At 35.3% G+C, this 16,739-nt stretch carries 15 protein-coding genes; 9 read left to right on the plus strand and 6 right to left on the minus strand.

Translation table 11 applies throughout. The annotated features are described in order from the left end of the window. Window positions 1-151: 151 nt before the first annotated feature. Together RCH13_RS00080 and RCH13_RS00085 are read left to right on the plus strand one after the other, a co-directional pair. Window positions 152-352: a hypothetical protein gene (locus RCH13_RS00080; protein ID WP_326985171.1), complete on the plus strand. Its 201-nt coding sequence runs from the start codon at window positions 152-154 to the stop codon at window positions 350-352. Window positions 353-405: 53 nt separating this feature from the next. Next, a complete protein-coding gene (locus tag RCH13_RS00085; protein WP_442784603.1) occupies window positions 406-1,632 on the plus strand; it encodes an FG-GAP-like repeat-containing protein in 1,227 nt (408 codons plus the stop codon). Window positions 1,633-1,859: 227 nt separating this feature from the next. Here RCH13_RS00085 and RCH13_RS00090 read toward each other — a convergent pair whose 3' ends face one another. After that, on the minus strand, window positions 1,860-2,621 hold the full coding sequence (locus RCH13_RS00090) for an XRE family transcriptional regulator (protein WP_326985172.1): 762 nt from the start codon (window positions 2,619-2,621) through the stop codon (window positions 1,860-1,862). Window positions 2,622-2,683: 62 nt separating this feature from the next. Here RCH13_RS00090 and dinB point away from each other — a divergent pair, with 62 nt between their 5' ends. The 5 genes from dinB to RCH13_RS00115 all read left to right on the plus strand — a co-directional run bounded on the left by dinB (window position 2,684) and on the right by RCH13_RS00115 (window position 8,328). Continuing rightward, a complete protein-coding gene (dinB, locus tag RCH13_RS00095) occupies window positions 2,684-3,841 on the plus strand; it encodes a DNA polymerase IV (protein WP_326985173.1) in 1,158 nt (385 codons plus the stop codon). Between the two features lie 253 nt (window positions 3,842-4,094). Beyond that, window positions 4,095-4,328: a hypothetical protein gene (locus RCH13_RS13905; protein WP_442784604.1), complete on the plus strand. Its 234-nt coding sequence runs from the start codon at window positions 4,095-4,097 to the stop codon at window positions 4,326-4,328. Continuing rightward, window positions 4,325-4,639: a helix-turn-helix domain-containing protein gene (locus RCH13_RS00105; RefSeq protein ID WP_326985174.1), complete on the plus strand. Its 315-nt coding sequence runs from the start codon at window positions 4,325-4,327 to the stop codon at window positions 4,637-4,639. Before RCH13_RS13905 ends, RCH13_RS00105 begins: the two co-directional genes overlap by 4 nt. A 104-nt stretch (window positions 4,640-4,743) precedes the next feature. Then, the gene (locus RCH13_RS00110; protein WP_326985175.1) at window positions 4,744-4,944 is read left to right on the plus strand and encodes an Imm27 family immunity protein; all 201 of its coding nucleotides are present in this window, start codon (window positions 4,744-4,746) and stop codon (window positions 4,942-4,944) included. A 324-nt stretch (window positions 4,945-5,268) separates the two neighbouring features. Then, the gene (locus RCH13_RS00115) at window positions 5,269-8,328 is read left to right on the plus strand and encodes a DNA polymerase III subunit alpha (RefSeq protein ID WP_326985176.1); all 3,060 of its coding nucleotides are present in this window, start codon (window positions 5,269-5,271) and stop codon (window positions 8,326-8,328) included. A 128-nt stretch (window positions 8,329-8,456) separates the two neighbouring features. On the opposite strand, the gene RCH13_RS00120 is transcribed toward RCH13_RS00115, so the two are convergent. After that, entirely contained in the window at window positions 8,457-8,759 is a 303-nt protein-coding gene (locus RCH13_RS00120; RefSeq protein WP_326985177.1) for a helix-turn-helix domain-containing protein, read from the minus strand. Beyond that, window positions 8,743-8,994 carry a type II toxin-antitoxin system RelE/ParE family toxin gene (locus RCH13_RS00125; protein ID WP_326985178.1) on the minus strand — a complete coding sequence of 84 codons (252 nt, stop codon included), beginning with the start codon at window positions 8,992-8,994 and terminating at the stop codon, window positions 8,743-8,745. Before RCH13_RS00125 ends, RCH13_RS00120 begins: the two co-directional genes overlap by 17 nt. Before the next feature lie 427 nt (window positions 8,995-9,421). Here RCH13_RS00125 and RCH13_RS00130 point away from each other — a divergent pair, with 427 nt between their 5' ends. Then, on the plus strand, window positions 9,422-10,477 hold the full coding sequence (locus RCH13_RS00130) for a M28 family metallopeptidase (RefSeq protein WP_326985179.1): 1,056 nt from the start codon (window positions 9,422-9,424) through the stop codon (window positions 10,475-10,477). Window positions 10,478-10,974: 497 nt separating this feature from the next. On the opposite strand, the gene RCH13_RS00135 is transcribed toward RCH13_RS00130, so the two are convergent. Then, window positions 10,975-12,459 carry a cryptochrome/photolyase family protein gene (locus tag RCH13_RS00135; protein WP_326985180.1) on the minus strand — a complete coding sequence of 495 codons (1,485 nt, stop codon included), beginning with the start codon at window positions 12,457-12,459 and terminating at the stop codon, window positions 10,975-10,977. 14 nt (window positions 12,460-12,473) lie between these two features. After that, the gene (locus tag RCH13_RS00140; RefSeq protein ID WP_326985181.1) at window positions 12,474-13,418 is read right to left on the minus strand and encodes an FAD-binding domain-containing protein; all 945 of its coding nucleotides are present in this window, start codon (window positions 13,416-13,418) and stop codon (window positions 12,474-12,476) included. On the opposite strand from RCH13_RS00140, the gene RCH13_RS00145 reads away from it, so the two are divergent. After that, a complete protein-coding gene (locus RCH13_RS00145; protein WP_326985182.1) occupies window positions 13,419-13,556 on the plus strand; it encodes a hypothetical protein in 138 nt (45 codons plus the stop codon). A 309-nt stretch (window positions 13,557-13,865) separates the two neighbouring features. Here the strand turns inward: RCH13_RS00145 and uvrA are convergent, their stop codons facing one another. Continuing rightward, window positions 13,866-16,649, minus strand: a complete 2,784-nt coding sequence (uvrA, locus tag RCH13_RS00150; RefSeq protein WP_326985183.1) for an excinuclease ABC subunit UvrA — start codon at window positions 16,647-16,649, stop codon at window positions 13,866-13,868. Window positions 16,650-16,739 lie beyond the last annotated feature (90 nt).

Genomic DNA, 16,739 nt, shown 5'->3' on the forward strand with positions numbered 1-16,739 from the left:
TTAACAAATAATTTTTTATGAAAAAAATCGACTTTTTCCAGTTTCAGAAAAAGAGTAGTTTATTGCAGCAAAAATTGCTAATCGTGACTCTTTTTGTCTTTCTCACCCAATCTTTAGCAGCACAATATTTACGAAAGTAAGTACAGGAACTTTGGTAGAAACGCCTATAAAAACCTACAGTGTTTCGTGGGCTGATTATAATACTGATGGTTTTGATGACGTCTTAATTGTAGGCAACATTAGTTCTCCCACAACTTTATTTGCAAACAATGGGGATGGAACATTTTCCGTGACAACAGATAATTATGATGCGACCCAATCTCCAACAACTTTTCTTAAAGAATTAAGATAGTTTTTTTTATTTTTTAGGCTGAAATTGTTAATAACTTTACACAGCCAAATCGTTTGTATCATAATAATGGTGACGGAATTTTTACCAAAATTACAGAAGGTGCAATAGTGACCGATGATTTTAATACCTACAGTGCTTCTTGGGTTGATTATGACAATGATGGTTTTCAGGATATGTATGTGGTGAATTATTTTAATAATTCTTTGCCAGGGCAGAATAACTGCCTTTACCATAATAATGGCGATGGAACTTTTACGAAAAATACAACTTCTATTATCGCAAATGATGCATCGGCTTCACAAGGAAGTTCTTGGGGAGATTATAACAATGACGGTTTGATGGATCTTTTTATGATCGTTAATGATTTTGCGGATATCAAACATAATTTTCTTTACAAAAACTTAGGGAATGGAAATTTTGAAGTCCTCAACGCTGCTCCTTCAGTTGATGGTGGAGCAGGTTATGGATCAGCTTGGCTTGATATGAATAATGATGGTTTTCTGGATCTTACCGTTTCAAATAACGGAACAATTCAAAGACGCCTGAATAAATTGTATCTTAATAATGGCGATGAAACTTTCACCAATCAAGCTGCAGATGGTGTGACCACAACACCACTTCGGGATTACTGTTCCACGGTTTCTGATTATAATAATGATGGTTATCCAGATATTTTCACGCCTTCTTATTCTGCAACACTCATTCATGGATTGTATAAAAATATTGGCGGAGCTAATGATTGGATCAGTTTGCGTTTACAAGGCGTACAATCTAACCGCTCCGGGATTGGTGCCCGAATCGTTTGTTATGCCAATGGAAAAGTTCAGACCCGACAAGTTTCGTCTTCTTCAGGTCAATATACAGGAAGTACTTTGGTTCATACATTCGGTATCGGATCAGCTTCTGCCCTTGACAAAATTGAAATTGAGTGGCCATCAGGAATTCATCAGGTGATTAATAATCCTGCAACCAATCAGATCTACAATATTTTAGAAACAGCTACTTTAGCAACCACCGAAAATAACAATAATAAATCTCCCACAATTTATCCAAATCCTGCTAAATCTGAGGGAAATGTATTTATTAAATCGATGAAAAGTGGCAACTATGAATTAACCGTAACGAATTATGTTGGTCAACGAATTAAAAGTTTGAAAGTTAATTTAGAAAGTGGAAAAAGTAAATCAGTAAGTCTTGGATTTTTACAACCAGGAGTTTACATCATCTCTACTTCAAATAAGGAACATCGCGCTTCTCAGAAGTTGATCATCACAAAATAATATTAAAAAGTAGTATTAGTCAATACTGAAGAATAAATTTTACGGCAATTTTTAACCTCTCAAATCATTTTGAATTTGGGAGGTTTTTTTTACCGAATGGGTGTCATTGGTGTGAAAATATTTGTGATATTGGTGTTTAAATTCACCTTAATTTTCCGAAGGATATTTTAATAATTCTTCATCACTTAATGAACCTTAATGTTAAAAATTCTGAAAGTTAAGTTTCCTTATTTTCTCTTTATCAAATCAATCTCCTTTTTCAAACTCAAAAACATCTCTTTCACGGTCATCATATCCAAAGTCTCCGTCTCAAATTCCGCCGTAGTAATACTGCAGGCATATTCCCAAATCTCCACCAAGTCAGAAAGTTTAATGTCATAAGGTTTATATAAAGGATTGTCCGAACTCACGGTTATTGATTTCGAGGTTTTCTTTCCAAATCTTTTATAAACCACCCCTTCATTTTGGGTAATGAAAATATAAGTTTTCTTGCTTTTCAGCTCATTCACATTTTCCACATATTTCCCTACGATGAAGGTTCCATCTTTAAAAGGCGGCATGGAATCACCACTTGCGGGAAAAGCCCGGAATTTTCCGTTCCTCAAAAAAGGCAGAGAAATGGTCTGTAATTTTTCAATGTATTCCGGGTCGCTGTACCCTTGCAGATAACCCATTTGCGCTTTCTCTGGAATAATTTCTATTTGATTTTCCCCTTTTTCATCCACCATAATGGGCAGAATAATTCGGTTGTCCGGCAGTTGCATCATCTTTTCTAAAGAATATTTCCGTACATCCATTCCTACGAGCAAATCAATGCTTACGCGGTAATATTTAGACATGCGGATAAGGATTTCTATGGGCGGTTCTGTGGCGCCATCTTCATATTTTGCGTACCGTCCGCGAGTGATTAAAAGGTCGTCTGCGGTTTTCTGTTGCGCATATTTTTGCTGAGCTCTCAGATACCGCATGTTTTCTGATAAAATTGACATTGCTATAAATTATACCAACAAAGGTACAAAAAATTGATATAAAACCTACTAAGTTTGTACCCATGAATCGAGCAATTGTACATATGGATTTGGATACTTTTTTTGTGTCTTGTGAAAGGTTACAGGAATCAAAACTGAACGGAATTCCCGTCATCATCGGTGGTGGAGATCGTGGAGTAGTAGCGTCCTGCTCTTATGAAGCACGTTATTTTGGCGTGCGTTCTGCAATGCCGATCAAGATGGCTTTAAGATTATGTCCGGAAGCAAAAGTAATTCGTGGCGACTACGAAAGATATTCGAAATTTTCCAAAGAGGTTACCGAAATTATTCAGGAAAAAGTTCCCGTTTTAGAAAAAGCCAGCATCGATGAATTTTACATGGATCTATCGGGAATGGACCAGTTTTTTGGATGTTATCAATGGACCAAAGAAATTGCAGATTCCGTGACGAAAAATACGGGATTACCCATCAGTTTCGCTTTATCTACGAATAAAACGGTTTCCAAAATCGGCACCGGAGAATCTAAACCCGTTGGAAGATTTGAAATTCCTGCTCCCGATATAAAATCGTTTTTAAATCCTTTATCGGTGCGGAAGATTCCCATGGTCGGAGACGTCACTTTTCAGTTGCTTTCCCGAATCGGCATCAGAAAAATTAAGACTTTAGCGGAAATGCCTGTAACTGTTTTGCAACAAATGATTGGTAAAAATGGGGGCGAACTCTGGAAAAAAGCCAACGGAATTGATTTAACTCCCGTTGTTCCATATTCCGAAAGAAAATCACTCTCCAGCGAACACACTTTCACCAATGATACGATGGATATTTTTGAACTGAAAAGACTCATTTCGAGCATGGCAGAATCCTTGGCTTATCAATTACGGGCAGAAAAATGGCTCACTTCCACGGTGGTTTTAAAAATCCGATATGCGAATTTCGATACCGAAACGAGACAGTGCAAAATCTCTTATACTTCTATTGATCACACTTTGGCGAGAGTTGCTTTGGATTTATTCGAGAAATTATATACCCGAAGAATGCGACTTCGATTGGTTGGTTTGCGTTTTACGAACCTGGTTCATGGAACCTATCAAATGAATTTATTCGAAGACAGCGAAGAACTCATGAATCTTTACCAAGCCATGGATCGCATGAAAAATCGATTTGGTAAAAATGCTTTGGGACGAGCTTCTGGATTTGAGTTGGCTTCTTTAAATGTATAAGTTATGACAAATTAATCAAGAAAATATAAACAAAATGAATCTGATAAGTTTCATTATAACGAAACTTTATTTATCTTTGATTCGACCGAATATTTAACAAATGAAGAATCTCTTTGAAATTATCTTTTTAGAGCAAGCATTTGAGTTTTTAAGTGGACTTGGAAAAGAAGCATTATGAAAAGATTCTTTATAATGTTCGTAAGTCCCAAATCAATCACGATGCGGAACTTTTCAAAAAATTGATGGACGAAATTTGGGAAACCTAACGAAGTGGTTCGGCGAAGCCAATTTAGAACGCTTTATCAAGGTCTTCAATATCGACTTCTTGCATTCTGGGGATAAAACTTCTTCCAAACAAACATTGGTTATTTCAACCCATGGATTTATAAAAAAGAGGAGTAAAGTTCCTGATAACGAAGTTCAAAAAGCAACTAATGCAAGAATTAAATATTTTGCAGATCAACAATTAAAAAATAAGAAAAAATGAAAACATATTCTTTAAATCAAGTTCAAGATCAATTGATAGGAGAAATTGGAACATCTGAACGTGACCTATTTGAATATGAACTTCAAATGGATTTAATTGGTAAGGCGATAAAGGAAACCCGAATGGAAAGGAATTTGACCCAAGAAGAATTAGGGAAATTAGTAGGGGTACAAAAAGCTCAAATATCCAGATTAGAAAGTAACGCCAGTAATGCAACAATAGATACTTTATTGAAAGTTTTTACTGCTTTAAAAGCGAAGGTAAAATTGCAGGTAGAATTGCCAAACTTGAATATCAGTGTGGGAAAATAGTATAATTAAATATATTCGTATTATAAGCTTAAAAGTATTTTAAAAACTCTTTAATCCTGAATCTAAAAAGTGGTGTGTACTCTGTAAAAATCTCAAAGTAAAAAATGACTGAAAAAATTTTAAAAGGTGAAAGTCTTATTGAAAAGAAAAAAAGTCTGCAAAAAGTTGGAATAGATGAAAACGGTTGGAATATATATTACATCGCAGATAATTTTGAAAAATGGGTTGAAGAATATCCAAATTCCGAATTTCACGGTGGTGGACTGCCTCAACTTCGATTAATAAAAAAATTTCCTTGGGAATAAAATTAAATCCATGAAAGATTACAGAGATTAAATTATTTTTTATAAATCTCAGTATTTGTTCAAATCCTTCCTTCGCGGCATTAAAAAATACTTTAATCACAAAAGTCTAACATATTTCAATTTCCGAAGGAAATCTTAATTCTCTTAATTCCTGCACGCATTCTTAATGTTGAAAATTCCGAAATGTTTTTCACAGCAACTTCCCTTTGCTGAGAGAAACGCTTTCGCGACCTTATTATTCATCAAAAGTGTAAAAAAAATCTTTGCGTCCCTTGCGAGTAAATAATTTCAGTAAATCTCTAAATCTCAACCTCAACCTCAAAAATGTTCCTCAATTCCCACACTTTTCACAGCTTACGTTACGGCACTTTATCGGTTGAAGAACTGGTGAAGCAAGCCCTAGATTCCGGCGCGAAAAGTTTAGTTTTGACCGACATCAATACCGTAACAGCGATTTATGATTTTAAAAAAGAATGTGAAAAATTCCATATTAAACCAATTGTTGGCGTAGAAATCCGTAAAGAAAATCAACTCCTTTATATTACGATTGCCAAAGACGAAACTGGAATTGCGGAGATCAACCGTTTGCTAACCAACCACAATTGTGACGGTGCAGAACTTCCCCAAGTTTCCCCCGATTTTCAGAAAGTCTTTGTCATTTATCCATTTGCAAATATTCCGGAATATTTAAAGGAGAATGAATTTATCGGAGTTCGGGCAGAAGAACTAAATCTTTTAATTCGACCGGAATGGAAAAGGTTTTTAGATAAAATGGTCGTTTTGCATCCGATTACCTTTAAAACGAAAAAGGAATTTAATCTTCATAAAATTTTAAGAGCCATTGATCAGAATACGTTGATTTCAAAACTCTCGGAAAAAAATTTTTGTTCCCCAAATGAAGTTTTTCAGTCCGTAAAAATGATTGAAGAACAATTTAAAAATCATCCGAAAATCATTGAAAACACACAATATATTTTAGATCAATCTTCCTTTAATTTTGATTTTAAAACCCCAAAAAACAAAATCCATTTTACCCGAAATAAAAAAAATGACGATGCCCTTTTAAGAAAATTCGCGTATGATGGTTTGGAGAAAAGATATCCCGAAAAATCCAAAATCGTTCTCGAACGTATTGAAAAAGAACTGAAAGTCATTACCGAAATGAACTTTTCAGGATATTTTCTCATCACTTTAGATATTGTGAAATACAGCATCAGTCGGGGTTTTCTGCATGTTGGTCGGGGAAGTGGCGCAAACAGCATTGTGAGTTATCTGCTCGGAATTACAGAGATTTGTCCCATCGAACTGAATCTTTATTTTGAGCGTTTCCTCAATAAAAACCGAAATAATCCACCTGATTTTGATATCGATTGGAGTTGGCGGGAACGGGATGAAATTTTGACCTATATTTTTGAGCGTTTTGGAAAAGAACATGTGGCTTTTTGTGGCACCAATGTCGAGTTTAAATACCGTTCCATTTTTCGGGAAGTGGGGAAAGCTTTTGGTTTGCCCAAAGAAGAACTGGATGTTTTGGCCAAAAATCCCATGGAAATTCACGATAATAATAAAGTCGTAAAACTCGTGCAGAAATACGGAATGTTGCTCGAAAAATTCCCGAATCAACGCAGCATGCATTCCTGTGGAATTATTATTTCCCAGGAACCGATCACCAATTATACGGCTTTGGAAATGCCGCCAAAAGGTTTTCCCATCGTTCAGTTTGATATGAATGTGGCGGAAGATATTGGGTTTGAAAAGTTTGATATCCTTTCGCAGCGCGGATTGGGGACGATTAAAGATACTTTGGAACTCGTGAAGAAAAATCAGGGAATTAACATTGATATTCAGAAAACAGCCGTTTTTAAAAATGATAAAAATTGCAATGATTATTTGAGCATTGGAAAAACAATTGGGTGTTTTTATATTGAAAGTCCAGCGATGAGAGGATTGTTGCGGCGTCTGAAATGTGAAGATTACAAAACTTTGGTCGCGGCTTCCTCTATTATTCGTCCGGGTGTGGCGAAAAGTGGCATGATGCGGGAATATATTTTCCGACATAACAATCCCACGAAGTTTGAATATTTCCACGATGTTTTTAAAGAGCAACTTGGGGAAACGTATGGAATTATGGTTTATCAGGAAGATGTGATTAAAATTGCACTTCATTTCGGAGGTGTTTCTGCAGATGATGGTGATGTTCTTCGACGGGCGATGAGTGGAAAAACGCGTTCCATCCAAAAATTACAGGAAGTTCGGGAACATTTTTTTGAATCCTGTGCGCGAAAAGGTCATCCCGAGCAATTATCAAAAGAAGTTTATCGGCAAATTGAATCGTTTGCGGGTTATTCTTTTTGCAAAGCTCACTCCGCTTCTTATGCGGTAGAAAGTTATCAGAGTTTGTATTTAAAGGTCTATTATCCCATAGAATTTATGGTTTCGGCCATCAATAATGGTGGTGGTTTTTATCGGACAGAAGTTTATGTTCACGAATGTAAAATGGGCGGTGGAAAAATTAATAATCCGTGTGTGAATAAAGGTTTATTTGAAACCACGGTTTACGGCGAAGATGTTTTTTTAGGCTTCATGCACATTGAAAAACTCGAAAGCCGGATCGCGAACTTCATTCCCGAAGAAAGAGAAAAGAATGGAGATTACACCTCGTTGGAAAACTTTATCAAACGCGTTCCAGTGGGAATTGAAACCTTGCAGACCTTGATTTTTGTAGGTGCTTTTCGTTTTACCGATAAACCGAAAAATGAACTTTTGATTGAAGCCAGATTGCTCATGATCCATTTTAAACCAGAATATCGGTTGCCAACTTTTTTTGAAACACCTGTTCAGGAATATCAACTTCCGGTCTTAAACAGAAATCGGTTTGAAGACGCTTTTGATGAAATAGAAATTTTGGGATTTTCCGTTTCCTGCAGTCCCTTTGATTTATTGCAAACGAAATTTCGGGGTAAAATAATGGCAAATGATCTGCCGAAATATCATAAACGACAAGTGAAAATGTTGGCGTATTTAATTTCCCGAAAACACGTTCCGACCAAGAAAGGAACCATGTTTTTTGGAACCTGGATTGATGTGGAAGGAAACTTTTTCGACACGGCACATTTCCCGGATAATTTGCAGAAATATCCTTTTCAGGGAGGTGGTTGTTATTTGTTATTGGGACAGGTTGAAGTGGATTTTCATTTCCCCACGATCACGATTTTCAAGATGGCCAAAATGCCTTTCATTCCGGATCCGAGATATGCGGAAGATCAGCAGAAAAGTTATGAAGTTCACAAGAAAATCAATGAAGACGTGAGCATGACGTGGCGAAAACCATATCCGCAGGAAAGTGAAATTGGCTTGCCGCGGAATAAAATGGTGGTGAAATAGGTGTTGAAACTGCGGTTTTTTCTTAACGCAAAGACGCAAAGAGTTTTAACAAAAATGCTTCTGAAATTACGGTCGCAAAGGCGTTTCACTTAGCAAAGGGAATCTCTAATTTTAAAAAAAATTGGTTTCTATTGAATGGTCAAGTTGATTTTTCGTCCAAGTCCCAACTCGATTAATTTATAAAGCGTTGAAAGTTGAATGTCACTGTGTCCGTTTTCGATTCTTGAAATGAAACTTTTTTTTGCGCCAATTTTGTCCGCAAGTTGTTCTTGGGTCATGTTTGCTAATTTTCTTTCTTCTTTTATTAATTCGCCAATTGCAAAAGATTTGGCTTTACTTTCAAAGTTGGTTCTTGATTCTGTACCTATCTTACCGTGTCTTTCGTCAAGATGCTGAGTGAACGGTTTGATATTTTTATTTTTTGTTTCCATCTTTAATTTCTTTTTGTTCTAGAAAATATTCCTCCATTATTTTCTCTGCTTTTTTTAATTCTTTTGTTGGTGTCTTTTGGCTTTTCTTTTGAAATCCATTAAACAGTATAACTAAATTACCTTGATCGAAACAACAGAATATTCTGTAGATGTTACTTTCATATTCAATCCGAACTTCAAAAAGACCTTTTCTACCTTCAATGCTTTTGAAAAAATTTAGTGGGAACGCGTTCAAGAATGGTTATTATAAAAAGTACTTCGTCAATTTTATCCTTTACTTTATCAATAAGGGTTTCAAAAAACTCTTCGAAATAATCTTTATAAAAAACGATAACTCTAATGATTTTCATGTACAAAGTTAACTAATAATGGAACAAATTCAAAAGAAAAATAATTTTCTTTGAAGAACTAAAATCGTAAAAATAAAACCCACTAAATTATCTAAATATTTATTTAAAAATCCCATCTGCAGCCCGACTTGAGTGGATCCCGATGTAAAATCGGGAGGGAACGGAAGGCGGAATTGTCTGCCCAAATAACATCAATAAAAAAAATTCTCAAAAATTAATGATTTACAATTTCATCCAACATCAAACTTCCAAAAGTCGTTTTTCATTTTAAAAATAAACTTATCTTTAGCTTTCAAAAAAAATAGAAAATTCATGAGAAACGTCAAATTTTACATTCCGGTTATCGCACTTGCATTATTGCAAAGTTGCGCCGTAAATCCTATTTCTGCAAGCAATTCAACTGTATCTGCTACTACAAATTCTTCAACATTTTCCAATGCTGCATTTAAAAAATCTTTTCAATCCATCAATTCTGAGGAGCTGAAAAAGCACCTTTACATTGTAGCTTCAGATGAAATGCAAGGAAGAGATACAGGAAGTGAAGGACAAAAAAAAGCGGGCAGATATTTAATTGAGGAATATCAAAAAATGGGGGTTTCGCATCCGAAAGCCATGACTTCTTATTATCAAACCGTACCAAAAGAAGCTTTGGCGGGACGAAGAGGCAACTTACCAGAATCGGAAAACATTTTGGCTTTTGTAGAAGGTTCTGAAAAACCGGAAGAAATCATCGTTATTTCTGCGCATTACGATCATGTGGGAATGAAAGATGGGGAAATTTATAATGGTGCAGATGATGATGGAAGTGGAACAGTGGCGCTTTTGGAAATTGCCGAAGCATTTCAAATGGCAAAAAAATCAGGAAATGGCCCGAAACGTTCCGTGCTTTTTCTGCATGTAACGGGTGAAGAACATGGTTTATTAGGTTCAAAATATTATGCGGAAAATCCAATTTTTCCTATGACAAATACGGTGGTAAACTTGAATATTGATATGATTGGCCGTTGCGATCCGGGAAATTGCGGTAAAGATTATGTGTATGTAATAGGATCAGAAATGTTGAGTACCGATTTGAAAAAAATTAATGAGCAAGCCAATAAAGAAACCGTTAATCTGAAGCTGAATTATCGATATGACGATCCAAATGATAAAGAAAGATTGTACTACCGTTCCGATCATTACAACTTTGCGAAAAATGGGGTTCCGGTTATTTTTTACTTCGATGGAATTCATGAAGATTACCACAAACCTAGCGATACGCCAGATAAAATTGATTACATGGCTTTGCAGAAAAGAGCGCAACTGGTGTTCGCCACCGCTTGGGAATTGGCGAATAGAAAAGACAGAATAATCGTTGATAGAAAATAATTTTTCAAAAGTTTTATAGAAGTCTCTGAATATTTCAGGGACTTTTTTTATGAAAAGAATCCGCTCTTTAGAAGCGGATTCAGTAGATAAAATGATCTCATTTTTTAGTTAGACTCCAAGAAAAAAGAGAAGCCGACGGTGCTTCTCTTAAATTTTTATATTTAATTTAAATAATTTAATTAATCTGTGCGAAAAGAAATTGGTCTTCATCTCAATTTTTATTTCGAAGTAAAAATAATAAATTTTTTAATATCCAATGTGTATTTAATGTTAAAATTCACCACTTAGTTACAAATTTTTGTGGATAAGTGCTTGATTCTGAAAATATTTCTTGAAGTCCAAATTGGTTTTTTCTTTTTCCAAAAGAAGAAATACTCTTCATTCTAGTCCCGATTGACGTGGAAATCCTTTTTGTTTGATCGATAGATTAAACAAAAAGATTGTAGCATAAAGCGGGTCTGCTCTTTGCAAAAAAATCAAATTGTCTACTCCAAAAACTACAAGTCATCTAAACTTTCTAAAAAATCATCGGCATTTTTCAAATGATTTTTCTTTTTCTCCGCATCCATTTTCTGGAAGGAATAATGCATCATGGAAACGCGCGGATTTTTTTTGAAAAATTCTTGCTGCGTTCCGACGAATCTCCAAAATAATCCGTCCCAAATTTTTTCCCAGTCGCCTGTTCCGTAATCGCTCATTTTTTTCAGATAATTGGAACCACTTAAATAAGGTTTCGTGGCGAAAGTTCCGCCATCTGCAAATTGGCTCATTCCATAAATATTCGGCACCATGACCCAATCATAGGCATCAATAAAGAGTTCCATAAACCATTTGTACACTTCTTTTGGATCAAATTCGCAGAGCAGCATGAAGTTTCCAAGCACCATTAATCGCTCAATATGATGAGCATAACCGGTTTTTAAAACCTTTTTGATGGTATCATCGATGGGTACAATTCCAGTGGTTCCATCGTAAAAACTTTTGGGAATTTTTCGCGTGAAGTTGAAGAAGTTTTGCGTTCGGGAAAAGCGACCTTTGTAGAGATACATTCCGTGCATAAACTCGCGCCAACCAATGATCTGGCGGATAAATCCTTCCAAAGAATTAAGTGGAATTTTGTTTTTCTCGGCGAAAATTAAAGTTTGATTAATGACTTCGATCGGTTGCAACAGTCCGGAATTGATCAAAGGTGACAAAATGCTGTGATTAAGGTAGGATTCTTTTTGAACAATTGAATCTTCATAAACGCCAAAATCGTGAAAACGATAATCCAAAAATTGGTCGAGCCATTTCTGAGATTCCTCATGAGTAATAGGATAGAGCAAATTTTCGGAGATTTCGCCGGGATTATTTTTGAAATTTTCTTCGGTATATTTTACAGCTTCCTTCCAAATAGTTGATGTTTCAGGGAAATAAATTGGCGGTGGCGATTGATTTTTAGGATATTTTTTTCGGTTTTCCGTGTCGAAAGTCCATTTTTCACCTTCGGGTTTTCCGTCTTCGGTCAGTAAAATATTGAGGCGAATTCTTTCCTGTTTGTAAAAGGCAGTTTGAAAATAGAATTTTTTTCCGGGGTTAAAGAATTCGGCTAAATCGCTTTTGTTATTGATAAATTGCGGAGAATCAAGAAAATTGAGTTTAATGGTTTCAGCAACTTTTTTTATTCTTCTTTCCAGCCAATCATCACTCGGCGAAACAACATTGATTTCCGTGATATTTTTCATTTTGATCTCGGAGTGAAAATTTCTGATGTCAGATAATTTGTCTTTAATTTCAATATATATTACTTCTGCGCCATTCTGCTCCAAATAAATTTGAAATGATTTCATAGAAGCCCGATGAAAAGCGATTTTTTGTTTGTGAAACTTGAATTCTTTAAAAAATAAATGTTCTTCAATCAAATAAATGTCGCCGCCATTTATAAGTAAAGGATGGTTATGAAATAGCTGATTCGGAAAAATTAGATTAATCGATTTGGACATAATTTTTCAGTATTTTATCTAGTTTCAAATTCTTTTTGCAATTCTTTTTTGATCTTTTTCCAGTAGTTAAAAAAGGAGGGGAAATTTCCTTCCAAAGTTGAGAGCGATTTTCTGTTTTCTGAAGTTCCAAGATAATGAGAATTAGTAGGATGCTCTTTAAAATAGATGTTTTCTTTAGGAATTTTTTCATTTAATTCTGAAAATTCGCCGACGAAAATTTTGAGATCGGAAATATTTTGAGATAACTCCAAAGCGAAATTCAGAACTTTTTGAGAAATCGGAAATTTTTCAAAAAAGGAAGGTTCCAGCAAGAGAATTCTTTGAAAATTTTCTTCTTGATGCCAATCGAAATCTAAGTTATAATACGTATAAATGAGAGTTTTTTCATTTTTTATTGAAGGATTTTCCTTTAGTTCTAATGAAGTTCTCAAATTGAATTTTTCTGTTTCTTTTAAAATTTCTGGAGTTTTTAATGTGTCAAATTCGGAATAATCCACATCCAGAAAAGTGTTTTTTTGACTTCCGCCGAAATATTTATTAAGATTATCCTGATTTGCAAAATACTTTTTATTGGAAAAACTTCCTGCAACCCATTGCCAACTTAAATGATTGCTCGCCAAATCACCATCTAACAAATTACTATAGAGCCATTTTGCAGGTTCTGACCAATGACAATGCGCAATATTGCAACACACGGAAGCCAAATACATCCGCAAATGATTGTGAAGATAACCAGTTTCAAACAGTGTTTTTACCGCATCATCTAATATTGTTATTCCAGTTTCTCCTTTTAAAATAGCAGTTGGAATTCCGTTATTTTCTACATTTTCCTGGAGTTGTTTTAGGTCGGAAAAAATACGGTCACCTTCAATTTTCCAGACATTTTGAAAAAAATCGCGCCACGCTAGTTCCTGCACGAGTCTTTCGACTTCAAACCATAGCAGATTTAAAGTTTTCAAATGTTCAAAAACATCGCAGGTAGATATAACGCCACGGGAAATGTAGGGACTGAGTTTTGTGACGGCGCCATCTTTAAAATTACGGGTGATTCCATATTTGATGGGGTCAATTTCTTTGATTCTTTGCTGGATTTCTGAAATAGTAGTTGGGAATTCGATGGGAGTTGTGTATGCAAATTATTGTGGAATAAAGATAAAAATTATCTCTCATTTTTTGTGGAGTTTGAATTAATATGTTGTTGGTACAAAAAATTTGTAAAACTTCTTATTTAGAAAATTAGAATTGGTTTAAAAGCGCTGTTAGAGCTTTAAGCTCTAACAGCGCTCACAAAAAAGCCAACTAAGAAAAGCTGGCTTATTATTTAAATTAAAAACTATATTTTCTCTAACATCTACCATCTAACCTAACATCTAACATCTAACATCTAACATCTAACATCTAACTTACTACAATTTCTCCTTCAAATATTTCCCGGTATGCGATTTTTTATTCTTCACCAATTCTTCCGGAGTTCCCGCAAAAACAATTTCGCCTCCATATTTTCCAGCTTCTGGACCAATATCGATGACGTAATCTGCCGTTTTAATAATATCCGGTTGATGCTCAATCACAATTACAGAATGTCCCAATTCAATCAAGGCCTGAAGCGATTTCAGTAATTTATTAATATCATGAAAATGCAAACCTGTTGATGGCTCATCAAAAATAAATAAAGTTTTGTCCGTGGTAACGCCTTTTACGAGAAATGAGGCCAATTTTACACGTTGCGCTTCTCCGCCAGAAAGGGTAGAAGAGCTTTGTCCCAGTTGCAGATAACCCAAACCAACTTCCTGCAAAGGTTTTAGCTTGGTCACAATTTTTGTCTGCTTATTTTCGGCGAAAAATTCCAAAGCCTCATCCACCGTCAGGTGAAGAATATCGGAAATATTTTTTTCGTCGAACCTAATTTCTAAAATTTCATCTTTAAAACGAGTTCCGTGACACGTTTCACATTCGAGTTCAATATCTGCCATAAACTGCATGGATACAGTAATTACGCCTTCGCCTTTGCAATCATCACATCTTCCGCCATCTACATTAAAAGAAAAATGTTTAGGCTTCAAATTTTGCATTACTGCTAATTTTTGCTTAGAGTACAGATCTCGAATATCATCGTAAGCTTTTAAGTAAGTCACCGGATTGGAGCGGGAGGATTTTCCGATTGGATTTTGGTCAATCAACTCAATATTTTTAATGAGTTTTTTAGGGAATTCTACAGAATCGTAATCGCCTTTTTTGCCACCCATTCCGAGTTGGATTTGAATTTCATTCGTCAGAATTTCCTTCATCAAAGTTGATTTTCCACTTCCGGAAACGCCTGAAATTACGACTAAACATTCCAGTGGAACGTCTACATCGATATTTTTCAAATTATTTTGTCGAGCTCCTTTGATGTGAATCCATTCTTTAGGTTTTCTGCGGCTTGTAGGAACTTTAATTTCTAATTTTCCCGTTAGGTATTGTGCAGTGAGGGAATCAGAATCTTTCAATTCGTCGAAATGTCCTGAAAATACCAATTCGCCCCCAAGATAACCTGCTTCTGGACCAATATCAATGATATAATCTGCCGCTTTCATTACGTCTTCATCATGTTCTACCACGATTACCGTATTTCCTAAATCGCGAAGATTTTTTAAAACTCCAATTAAATTTTCGGTGTCGCGGGAATGTAAACCAATGGAAGGTTCATCTAAAATGTAAATCGATCCCACTAATGAACTTCCTAAACTCGTGGCCAAATTAATTCTTTGACTTTCTCCACCAGAAAGTGTGTTAGAGGTCCTGTTAATCGTTAAATATCCCAATCCTACTTTATCCAGAAAAGCTAAGCGAGTGGTAATTTCATAGAGCAAACGTTTCGCGATTTCTGCATCATGTTTGTTCAGTTTTAGGGATTTTACCATTGGTAAAAGTTCATCCAAAGGCAATTCTATCATGGTCTGAATGTTATGACCATCAATTTTTACCCATTTTGTTTCCTCCCGCAAACGCAAACCTTCACAACTTGGACATAAGGTTTTTCCACGATAGCGGGAGAGCATGACACGGTATTGGATTTTGTATAAATTTTCCTCCAGCATTTTGAAGAAATTTTTGATCGAAGGGAAACTTTTTGAGCCGTCACCTTTCCACAAATAATTTTTCTGGTCTTTCGTCAATTGAAAGTAAGGTTTATGAATAGGAAAATCTTTATTTTTCTTGATGAAATCTTTTTTCCATTGGCTCATAGTTTCTCCGCGCCAGCTTGCAACTGCATCTTCAAAAACGGATAAATTTTTATTGGGGATAACTAAATCCTCATCAATTCCAATTACTTTTCCGTAGCCTTCACATTCTGGACAGGCGCCGTAAGGATTATTAAAGCTGAAAAAATGGACATTGGGTTCCATAAATTCAATGCCATCTAATTCAAATTTATTGGAGAATTCTGTGATTTTACCAGTCTCAATATTTTTCAAGGAACAATAGCCATGACCTTCATAAAAAGCCATTTGAATGGAATCTGCTAATCTTTGAAGAAAACTTTCATCTTCTTCATATTTAAAACGATCGATGACCAAAAAGATCTGCATGTCTTTTTCCGGCACAAACCCGAAACTTTCCAAATCCTCAATTCCGGCTACATTTTCATTGACTTCAAGCCTGGTGAAACCTGAAACTTTTAAAGTATTTAAAAGCTCTGTGAATTGATCTACCTCAAAATTTAAAGGACTTCTGAGCAGAAAAGTTTGACCTGTACGCTCTTCTATAAAAGTGATAACGTCTGTAACGGAATCTTTTTTAACCTCAATTCCAGAAACCGGAGAAAAAGTACGTCCAACCCGCGCGAAAAATAATTTCATGTAATCATAAACTTCGGTAGAAGTACCGACGGTAGAACGAGGATTTGAGGAAATAACTTTCTGCTGAATCGCGATGGAAGGTGCTAAACCTTTAATATCATCAACTTTTGGTTTTTCTAGTTTTCCTAAAAACTGTCTGGCGTAAGAACTTAAACTTTCTACATATCGTCTTTGCCCTTCTGCATAAATGGTATCAAATGCAAGAGAAGATTTTCCACTTCCAGAAACGCCTGTAATTACAATGAGCTTATTCTTCGGCAGAAGTACGTCAATATGTTTTAGGTTGTTAAGATGTGCGTTTTTTACGAAAAGTTGTTTCTTAATATCGATTTCTGGAGTTGTAATCATAGGGAAAATTGGAGGAACAAAAATACGGATTTTTTTAGAGAAATTTTTTGGAATTTAATTTGAGAAAGTCTTGTGTAAATGGTAATTATT

Source organism: Chryseobacterium sp. MP_3.2, assembly GCF_035984805.1.
GTDB lineage: Bacteria > Bacteroidota > Bacteroidia > Flavobacteriales > Weeksellaceae > Kaistella.

What these genes read in the sequence shown, in the direction of transcription:
- dinB (WP_326985173.1), top strand. Translation starts at nt 2,684, where the DNA reads ATGAATCGAGCAATTGTACATATGGATTTGGATACTTTTTTTGTGTCT.
- RCH13_RS00115 (WP_326985176.1), top strand. Translation starts at nt 5,269, where the DNA reads ATGTTCCTCAATTCCCACACTTTTCACAGCTTACGTTACGGCACTTTA.
- RCH13_RS00135 (WP_326985180.1), bottom strand. Translation starts at nt 12,459, where the DNA reads ATGTCCAAATCGATTAATCTAATTTTTCCGAATCAGCTATTTCATAAC.
- RCH13_RS00090 (WP_326985172.1), bottom strand. Translation starts at nt 2,621, where the DNA reads ATGTCAATTTTATCAGAAAACATGCGGTATCTGAGAGCTCAGCAAAAA.
- RCH13_RS00105 (WP_326985174.1), top strand. Translation starts at nt 4,325, where the DNA reads ATGAAAACATATTCTTTAAATCAAGTTCAAGATCAATTGATAGGAGAA.
- RCH13_RS00120 (WP_326985177.1), bottom strand. Translation starts at nt 8,759, where the DNA reads ATGGAAACAAAAAATAAAAATATCAAACCGTTCACTCAGCATCTTGAC.
- RCH13_RS00130 (WP_326985179.1), top strand. Translation starts at nt 9,422, where the DNA reads ATGAGAAACGTCAAATTTTACATTCCGGTTATCGCACTTGCATTATTG.
- RCH13_RS00145 (WP_326985182.1), top strand. Translation starts at nt 13,419, where the DNA reads ATGTTCAAAAACATCGCAGGTAGATATAACGCCACGGGAAATGTAGGG.
- uvrA (WP_326985183.1), bottom strand. Translation starts at nt 16,649, where the DNA reads ATGATTACAACTCCAGAAATCGATATTAAGAAACAACTTTTCGTAAAA.
- RCH13_RS00110 (WP_326985175.1), top strand. Translation starts at nt 4,744, where the DNA reads ATGACTGAAAAAATTTTAAAAGGTGAAAGTCTTATTGAAAAGAAAAAA.